5 protein-coding genes and 1 pseudogene are annotated in these 9,467 nt (G+C 41.1%); 2 read left to right on the top strand and 4 right to left on the bottom strand.

Annotated elements, in window-relative coordinates; genetic code table 11:
- From FTU06_RS15500 to FTU06_RS15485, 4 genes and pseudogenes are all read right to left on the bottom strand, one after another.
- Positions 1 to 93, bottom strand: a pseudogene (locus FTU06_RS15500) (IS1595 family transposase); the annotation flags it as partial.
- A gap of 364 nt (positions 94 to 457) precedes the next feature.
- Positions 458 to 1,465: a Holliday junction branch migration DNA helicase RuvB gene (gene ruvB, locus FTU06_RS15495; RefSeq protein ID WP_180147486.1), complete on the bottom strand. Its 1,008-nt coding sequence runs from the start codon at positions 1,463 to 1,465 to the stop codon at positions 458 to 460.
- A gap of 225 nt (positions 1,466 to 1,690) precedes the next feature.
- On the bottom strand, positions 1,691 to 2,293 hold the full coding sequence (gene ruvA, locus FTU06_RS15490; RefSeq protein ID WP_067765241.1) for a Holliday junction branch migration protein RuvA: 603 nt from the start codon (positions 2,291 to 2,293) through the stop codon (positions 1,691 to 1,693).
- 110 nt (positions 2,294 to 2,403) lie between these two features.
- Positions 2,404 to 3,744 carry a deoxyguanosinetriphosphate triphosphohydrolase gene (locus FTU06_RS15485; protein WP_067765238.1) on the bottom strand — a complete coding sequence of 447 codons (1,341 nt, stop codon included), beginning with the start codon at positions 3,742 to 3,744 and terminating at the stop codon, positions 2,404 to 2,406.
- Between the two features lie 212 nt (positions 3,745 to 3,956).
- Between FTU06_RS15485 and FTU06_RS15480 the strand changes: the two genes are divergently transcribed.
- Complete coding sequence (locus tag FTU06_RS15480) at positions 3,957 to 4,991, top strand: M20/M25/M40 family metallo-hydrolase (protein ID WP_373684711.1); 1,035 nt, start codon at positions 3,957 to 3,959, stop codon at positions 4,989 to 4,991.
- Positions 4,992 to 5,379: 388 nt separating this feature from the next.
- On the top strand, positions 5,380 to 9,216 hold the full coding sequence (gene purL, locus FTU06_RS15475; protein WP_180147483.1) for a phosphoribosylformylglycinamidine synthase: 3,837 nt from the start codon (positions 5,380 to 5,382) through the stop codon (positions 9,214 to 9,216).
- Positions 9,217 to 9,467 lie beyond the last annotated feature (251 nt).

Below are 9,467 nucleotides of genomic sequence, written 5' to 3'. Positions count from 1 at the left end.
AGCAGCTCTTGCAGTCACTCCTAGCACGAAAAACTCTAGTAGTTTTAATTGAGTTTTCTTATTTAATTTACAGTTAGTTAGCTTCATTTTCATCGATTAACATAGTGCTAATCTAGTACAGCCCCAAATATTATTTTCATCAACTTCTATGGTTTCTTTGCTAAGAATGTTTTCACATTCGACAGTGATAAAATAATTGTATTCGGTGTGGAATAAGCTTTCAAAATCACTCATTTGTTTTGGGCTAAATGAACTGATGGGTTGTTCTCTGGGAATGTGTTCAATGGCACTGTCTAATGGTAGATTTTGAATGTAGTCGCTATTAATTTTGTTAATTATTCTATTCTCAAGATTTATCATTTTAGTCTATTGTTTGTAGTGGCTTGAATTTATTTTAAAATTTAAATAAACATGCAGGGAGCATTTAACTCCCTGAAGTCGTTCAGTGAATTATCGTTTACTTATCTTTCGGCTCTGGTGGTGTCATCCCAAACTGTAAATACGCCATATTGGTGGCAATACGTCCACGTGCAGTACGCATGACATAGCCTTGCTGAATGAGGTAGGGTTCGATCACATCTTCTAGGGTCCCTGAGTCTTCTGCCATAGCAGCAGCTAGAGCTTCTACACCTGCAGGGCCACCATCAAAACGCTCAAGCAGCATTGATAAATAACGACGGTCTAGTGTGTCTAAACCATCTTTATCGACATTCAGCATGTCCAAAGCACGTTGAGCCATCTCTTGGGTTACTTCACCCGTACCTTTAACTTGCGCATAATCACGGACTCGGCGTAATAAACGGTTTGCAATACGAGGTGTCCCACGAGCACGGCGTGCAACTTCTTGAGCACCTTCTTTGGTAATGGGTACATCCATCAAGTTGGCAGAACGAGTCACAATATGAGTCAGATCTTTTACGGAATAGAACTCTAAACGTTGCACAATCCCAAAACGATCACGTAAAGGTGAGGTGAGTAGTCCCGCACGTGTGGTTGCTGCAACTAATGTAAATGCAGGTAAGTCGAGCTTGATAGAACGGGCAGCTGGTCCTTCACCAATCATGATATCCAACTGATAGTCTTCCATGGCTGGATATAAAATTTCTTCAATCACAGGTGAAAGACGATGAATTTCGTCAATAAACAGTACGTCACCTTCTTCAAGGTTAGTCAGCATGGCTGCCAAGTCGCCGGCACGCTCAAGTACTGGGCCAGAGGTTGACTTGAGATTGCCACCCATTTCATGTGCAATGATGTTGGCAAGCGTCGTTTTACCTAAACCTGGTGGGCCAAAAATAAGTGTGTGATCGAGTGCTTCACCACGGCCACGGGCAGCGCCAATGAAAATTTCCATTTGTTCGCGGACAACGGGTTGCCCGATGTAGTCTTTGAGTGTGGCAGGGCGGATAGCACGATCAAAGTGATCTTCGGGTTTTTCTGAACCACTGATAAGACGGTCTTGCATATTGAATAAACTAATCTCGTGAGCTGAGCATTTTGATGCTGCATGCACAGCCTCAAATCTTGATTTGTATTTTGCTACCATTGTGTAGGCATTATTTTACTTTTGAAAGATCAAAAGTAACAAAAATCTTTTGTTGAGTTGAGGATACGTCGTGTATCCCAACTCAACAGGCGACATCCATGTCGCCTTTAGCATTGCCAGTGTTGGCTTGCGTTTAATAGGTATTTACTTATTCATCGACTTTAAGGCAGCACGGATGATATCACTGGCTTCGGTGAAGTCACCTTTGGCAGCATTCACTAATTTTTGTGCTTCTAGTGGTTTGTAGCCCAGTGATTGTAATGCAGCTTCAGCTTCTGCAACGGCAGAATTACCGGTAAATTGGATTTGCTCCGAAGTTGAATTGCTTGGTACTGTGCCAGATGACATCGCTTTAAAACGGTCACGAAGTTCAATCATCAAGCGTTCTGCAGTTTTCTTACCCACACCTGGTACTTTGACTAAAGTATTTACATCTTCATTTTCAACTGTATGAATCAGCATTTCGACACTTAACGTTGAAAGAATGCCAAGCGCCATTTTGGGCCCAACACCATTTACTTTAAGTAAAGTACGGAAAATTAATTTTTCTTGTGGGTTACTAAAACCATAAAGCAGTTGTGCATCTTCACGTACTGCAAGATGTGTCCAGAGCGTAACTTTTTGACCTTTTTGTAGTTGGCAAAATGTAGAAAGCGGAGTGTCAATTTCGTAGCCTACGCCATTTACATTAAGTAATACTGTTGGTGCTTCCAATGCTAGCACTTCGCCAATTAAGCATCCGATCATGTCATTTATTCACTTTATTTCAGTTTAGTCTGAGCTATTTGCTCAATTTCAATTTGTTGTGAGATTAGCGTGAAGGCCAGCGAATTACTAGCCTTCACATTTTTTCAGCTTTAAAAGAAACCAACTTTATTCCCTTGTAACTCTTGCGCTAAATTATAGGCTTGATGATCTGAAAACTTAGAGATGATATCGAGTACTTGCATAATATTGTCATAATGCGACATACCAAAATGTGCTCCTGAACGATGCAAAATAGACATCAATCGTTGCTCTTTAAAGCTCAAAGTTTTATTGGGTGTGGTCAGTGGAATAAAGGCATCCAAAATATTTTGCAAACTTTGGTGTGCAATAATTTCCAAACCTGCCTTATGCGGATGTTCAAAGATTTTATCACGAGCCAGTTCTTTTGCACGGTTAATCCCGATTTCAATATCTTCACTGCAATATTGCAATAAACTGCCTTTAAGTTGGCCAGACAAAATTTCATTATGATGACGTGCAAAAGCTGTCGTTACTTCTTCAACCAAACGCTTCATCACACGGCCACGCAAAGCGGCAATTTTCTGCTGCCATGTGGTATCCGTCATTGCAAGTTCGGCAGGAATACCATAATCACCAATCAGGTCAAGGAAAATTGGCTCAACTTCGTTATAACTCAACATATTGAGAATAATGCCATCTTCCAAATCAATCAGGGCATAGCACATATCATCCGCTGCTTCTAATAAATAAGTCAGAGGATGACGGCAATAATGATATTCACCGAGTTGAATTAAGCCGAGTTGTTCTGCAATTTGCTGCAAGATGTCTTTTTCGGCTTGGTAACAGCCAAACTTGGCACGCTGACTGGCAGGCGTATTTCCTTGTGATGCAATGGTTTTGGATAGCCATGGGTACTTTAAGTAAGCCCCTAAGGTTGCGTAAGTTAGGCGCATACCACCATCATTCGGGTGATAGTCAATTTTAGTCAGTAAACGTAAGCCTTGTGCATTACCTTCAAACTGACGAACATCGGCTTCTTCTTCTGGGCTTAAATCTTTTAAAAAGTCTGTATGTGATGCATCATCAAACCATTCGCGAATGGCATATTCACCAGCATGCCCAAAAGGCGGGTTGCCAATATCATGTGCTAAACAAGCGGCTTGAATAATCGCGCCAACATCGGCAGGCGAAATCCACATTGGCAATTCATCTTTAATTTTTTCCGCAGCCAACATGCCGAGTGAACGCCCGATACAAGACACTTCAAGTGAATGCGTAAGTCGGGTGTGAATACCATCGTGTTGAGTTAAAGGATGAACTTGGGTCTTGCGATTAAGCTGTCGAAAACTCTGCGAAAATATAATGCGGTCATAGTCTTTATGAAAAGGGCTACGTGCCTGTTCAGAACTGTGTTTATTGCTACCAATACGAACTGTAGAAAGAAGTTCAAGCCAACGCATTTGAGTCATTTATCATTATTCAATTATTACTTGAATTGAATAATGCCAAACTTAGCAGAAAAGCACTAGTCTGGGGCGACACAACTTGTCTTAAAAGATGTATGAGTGATTTGCCTTAATGAAATGCAAAACAAAACAGAAATTTAAAAATGGGCTGTTAGTATAGATGGGCAAATTTTACCTTTTATGCCATTTTTTAATTTTTAATGAGAATAATTTAAATGTATAGAAAACAATTTCTTCCTACGTTGACTGCACTAAGTTTGGGCGTGACATTTTTTTTGTCAGGTTGTACAAGTTTCAATACAGAAAAAAATATAACGAAAGTGCAGCCAAACCAAAATGTTGCTGCATCAGAAAATAGCATGATGCATCATTTACAAACATTTGAAGAAATTGCGGAACAAAATGGTGGCAATCGTGCAGTAGGTACAGCAGGTGGATTGGCTTCTGCACAATATATTCTTGAACAAGCCAAGAAAGCAGGCTTGCACGCGCAAATGTTGCCATTTGAAAATCGAGAAAAGACCGTTGGGCAAAATATTGTGATTGAGATTGAAGGGCAATCCAAAGATACCGCTGTGATTGTCGGCGCGCACTATGATTCGGTGAAAATGGGGCCTGGGATTAATGATAATGCTTCAGGCGTTGCAGTATTGTTAGCATTATTACAAGACTATGCGAAGCAAAAGGTAAAACCTAAACACACACTATATCTTGCCTTTTGGGATTCGGAAGAGGTTGGTATTGCAGGTTCACAAGCTTTTGTGAAATCACTCAGTGAGAAACAGCTTCAAGGCATTCAAGCCTATATCAATGTTGATATGGTGGGAACAAAGAATCCGAATATCATGATTGCCGATGGTGACCATTCATCAATTGCAGAAATGGCGGCACAGTTTAAAGCCAATGGACTTGCACAAAGTGATTATCAGCCAATCTTAGACAGCATGAGCCAATTACCTAAGCACCCGCAGGATGCTGCATTAGAAGAAAGAATGCGTCAATATTTTAAAACCAATAATATTCAGATTAAAGATGATGTAACGACTTTAACAGCAAGCGATACTTTGCCATTTTTAGGGAAAGTTCCCGTTACTTCACTAATTTTATTTAATGAGCAAATGAAAGGTGATGAACTCGAATTTGCACCGTGCTATCACAAGGCTTGCGATACGATTGATGGTGTAGATGTAAACTCACTGAACTTAGCCCTCAATGTAATTCAACATCTATTGTCAGATTTGAATAAATAAAATGTTTCAATTTCAAATGTGAAATGATTTTAGTCTTTTATGAATTTCAGGTTTAAATCTCACACATTTAGACCTGAAATTCATTTTCAAATATGGTTTGAACGCTTGATTAAAAAGTGAGTTGTTGTTGAAAAATAAAACATTTTTATAGTTTGAATATTATTCTTAGGGTGAAATGAAAAAATCAGATAATTTTGTGTTAATCTGTGCGACTAAATTCAATTTTATTATTTAAAAATAAAAGCATTATTGCCTAAACTTCCCGATATAAGCACTACAATTTCACTTTCACATCTAGCTGATTTAACTAATACACAGTAGAATATGCGCTCTCTCAAGTCACATTGTGGCATGGTCTTTTCGATCATCCCGTGGAGCCAAAATCAGCATGTTTATCGTTGCCGGTGCACCTGCACATTCTTCATTTAAGAAAACTCAACTATTATCACGTTTAACGTCAATTAGTTCTGTTCAATCAATTGAAAGTCAATGGGTTTACCTTTTTGACCAAGCGCTCAACGAGCAACAACAGCAATCCGCTTTACAGCTTCTCAACGATGGTCAATCTTTTGAATTGCACCAAGCAGCAAGTGACGAAGTCCAAATTTTAGTGACGCCACGTGTTGGAACCATCTCTCCTTGGTCGTCTAAGGCAACAGACATTTTTGCCAACTGTAATACACCGGTTCATCGCCTTGAACGCGGTGTTTTGTTTACTTTGAAGGGCGTAACTGCTGTTTCTGATGAAGTAAAACTAGCATTACATGACCGCATGACCGAAAGTGTTTTCAATGCTATTGAAGATGCTGCGGCACTTTTTTCTGAAACTGAACCAAAGCCTTTAAACTCAATTGATATTTTGGGTCAAGGTAAAGAGGCGTTGGTGAAAGCTAACTCTGAATTTGGTTTTGCACTTTCTGATGAAGAAATTGATTATTTAACCGATGCTTTCACAAAAATGGGTCGCAACCCGCATGACATCGAATTGATGATGTTTGCCCAAGCGAACTCAGAGCATTGCCGTCACAAAATTTTCGGTTCTGAATGGACAATTGATGGTGAAGTTCAACCATTGTCATTGTTCCAAATGATTAAAAACACCTATAAAGAATCACCTACAGATGTATTGTCGGCATATAAAGACAACGCTTCTGTAATTGTTGGTTTTGACACACAGCGTTTTTATCCAAAACAAGACGCTGAAACAGGTCACCATGTTTATAAGTATAAGAGCCAAGCTGCTCACATTCTTATGAAAGTGGAAACCCATAACCATCCGACAGCGATTGCACCATTTGCTGGTGCTGCGACAGGTTCGGGCGGTGAAATCCGTGATGAAGGCGCAACAGGTCGTGGTGGTAAGCCAAAAGCTGGTTTAACAGGTTTTACGGTTTCTAACTTGAATATTCCGGGCTTTGAACAGCCTTGGGAAGAAAACTACGGCAAACCATCTCGTATGGCATCTCCACTTCAAATTATGATTGAAGGCCCATTGGGTGGTGCGGCGTTTAACAACGAATTTGGTCGCCCTGCATTAAATGGTTACTTCCGTACATTTGAACAAAATGTAAATGGCGACGTAAAAGGCTTCCATAAGCCAATTATGATTGCCGGCGGTTACGGTAACATCCGTCCTGACCATGTAGAAAAAGATGCAATCCAACCGGGCGATCTTTTAATCGTACTTGGCGGTCCTGCAATGTTGATCGGTCTAGGCGGCGGTGCAGCATCTTCTGTAGACAGCGGTAAGTTGGGTGAAAACCTAGATTTCGCTTCTGTACAACGTGAAAACCCCGAAATGGAACGTCGTTGCCAAGAAGTGATTGATGCTTGCTGGCGCATGGAAGACCATAACCCAATCGTATCTGTACATGATGTTGGTGCGGGCGGTATCTCAAATGCAATGCCTGAACTTGTGAACGATCATGAGTTAGGTGCAATCCTTGATCTTCGTAAAATTCCTTCGCTTGAAAAAGGCATGTCTCCAATGGAGATCTGGTCGAACGAAGCGCAAGAACGTTATGTATTGGCCATTCGTCCAAGTTCTTTAGAATTATTTGAGTCGCTTTGTGCGCGTGAGCGTTGTCCGTTTGCTGTATTGGGTGAAGCGACTGAAGCGCGCCACTTAACGGTTGAAGATCCACTGTTTGAAAACAAAGCTGTGGATATGCCTATGCAAGTGATGCTTGGTGGTACACCACGCATGAGCCGTTCATATGAAACAATTGAACGTAAAGGCGATGATTTTGATGCTGCTAAAGTAACAGATCTTAAAGATGCGATTTACCGCGTTTTGAAAAATCCAACTGTTGCGTCTAAATCGTTCTTAATTACTATTGGTGACCGTTCTATTACAGGTATGGTTGCACGGGATCAGTTTGTAGGTCGTTGGCAAGTACCTGTAGCTGATGCTGCAGTGACAACAACAAGCCTTGTCGGTTACACAGGTGAAGCAATGGCAATGGGTGAACGTCCACCCGTTGCGTTGTTAAATCCTGCTGCCTCAGCGCGTTTATCGGTTGCTGAATCTATTTCAAACATCATGTCTGCAAAAATCGACCAGATTAGTGATATTAAATTGTCGGCAAACTGGATGGCGGCTGCAGGTCAAAAAGGTGAAGACCAAGCATTATTCGAAGGCGTAAAAGCCATCGGTATGGAAATGTGTCCTGCTTTGGGTATCGCAATTCCTGTAGGTAAAGACTCATTGTCTATGCGTACCACTTGGAATGACGAAGGCATCGATAAATCTGTAACTTCTCCAATGTCAGGCGTGATCACTGCATTTGCACCAGTGACTGATGTTCGTAAAACATTAACACCTGAACTTAAAAATGAAGATTCAGTACTTGTACGTATTGATTTATCTAAAGGTCAATTCCGCCTTGGTGGTTCGATCTTGGCTCAGGTGTATAAAGCCATTGGTTCGGTTACGCCGGATGTAGATAGCTTCGATGACTTCAAAGCATTCTTTGCATTGGTTCAAGACTGGAACAACCGTGGCTTAATTAAAGCGTATCACGACATTGGCGATGGTGGCTTGGTTGCAACTGTTGCAGAAATGATGTTTGCTTCGCGCTTAGGTGTGGCTTTAGAAGATCAATCCGTTGAATCATTATTTGCAGAAGAAATTGGTGCAGTTCTTCAAATCAGCAAAGCGGATTGGGCTGCATTAGAAGCTGAAGTCGCTGCATCATCAATTAAAGATGCAATTGCAGTAGTAGGTACTGTAAACGATACAGATACTTTAACTGTAAATGGTTTGAGCTTAGACCGTGCTGAATTACAGCAAGCATGGACTGAAGTGTCACATCAAATCCAACGTCTGCGTGATAACGTAGAAACTGCGGATCAAGAATATGCGTTAATCGCTGACAAATCACATGCAGGTTTAATTGCAAAACCAACATTTGATTTGAACGAGCCTATCGAAGCACCGTACATCAATGAACGCCGTCCAAACATGGTGATTCTGCGTGAACAAGGTGTCAATGGTCATGTAGAGATGGCTGCTGCATTCGACAAAGTCGGCTTCAACACTGTAGACGTACACATGAGCGACTTGCTTGCTGGTCGTATCAGTCTTGATGACTTTGAAGGTTTAGTAGCGTGTGGCGGTTTCTCTTACGGTGACGTATTGGGCGCAGGCGGCGGCTGGGCGAAATCTGTATTGTTTAACCCGAAACTTCGTGACCAATTTGAGAAATTCTTCAACCGTGACGAAACATTCTCTCTAGGTATATGTAACGGTTGTCAAATGCTGTCTCAGCTTGCTCCACTTATTCCGGGTGCAGAAGCTTGGCCTCGCTTCCACCGCAATACTTCTGAAATGTTTGAAGCGCGTGCAGTTAACGTACGCGTTGAAAAATCTAACTCTGTATTGTTAGAAGGTATGGAAGGTTCGATTCTTCCTATCGCTGTTGCACATGGTGAAGGCCGTGTGGTTGCTAGTGCGGAAAACATTGCAGCATTGAATGCAGGCGATCAAGTGATCTTGCGTTATGTCAATAGCCAAGGCAACCCAACGCAGCATTACCCAATGAACCCGAATGGTTCGCCAGAAGCGATTTCAGGTGTAACGTCTAAAGACGGCCGTGCAACGATTATGATGCCGCACCCTGAACGTAACTTCCGTGCGATTCAGCATTCGTGGAAACCAGAAGATTGGGATCAAGATGGTGCTTGGTTACGTATGTTCCGTAATGCACGTAAATTTATTGGTTAATCTTAGATAGATGAATCATAGAAAAGAGCCGCCTTCGGGTGGCTTTTTTTATGGTTAAAATTTACCAAAAGATATATTAATTATTGTGAATGCTTGTTTTTACACATATAATCGCTTTCGTTTTTTGAACCACCTGCGGGTGGTTTTTTGTTGGTTTTAAATTTTTATTTCTCCCACTGAACTTGGTTTAGATTTTGCTTTTATATTTGTGGAAACATGCTAGTGTGTAATTTATGCACAATAACTATGCA

It is taken from the genome of Acinetobacter sp. YH12052 (assembly GCF_013419835.1).
Classification (GTDB): domain Bacteria; phylum Pseudomonadota; class Gammaproteobacteria; order Pseudomonadales; family Moraxellaceae; genus Acinetobacter; species Acinetobacter amyesii.
The sequence above is the reverse complement of the archived record's forward strand: the minus strand, read 5'-3'. Positions and strand labels throughout refer to the sequence as shown.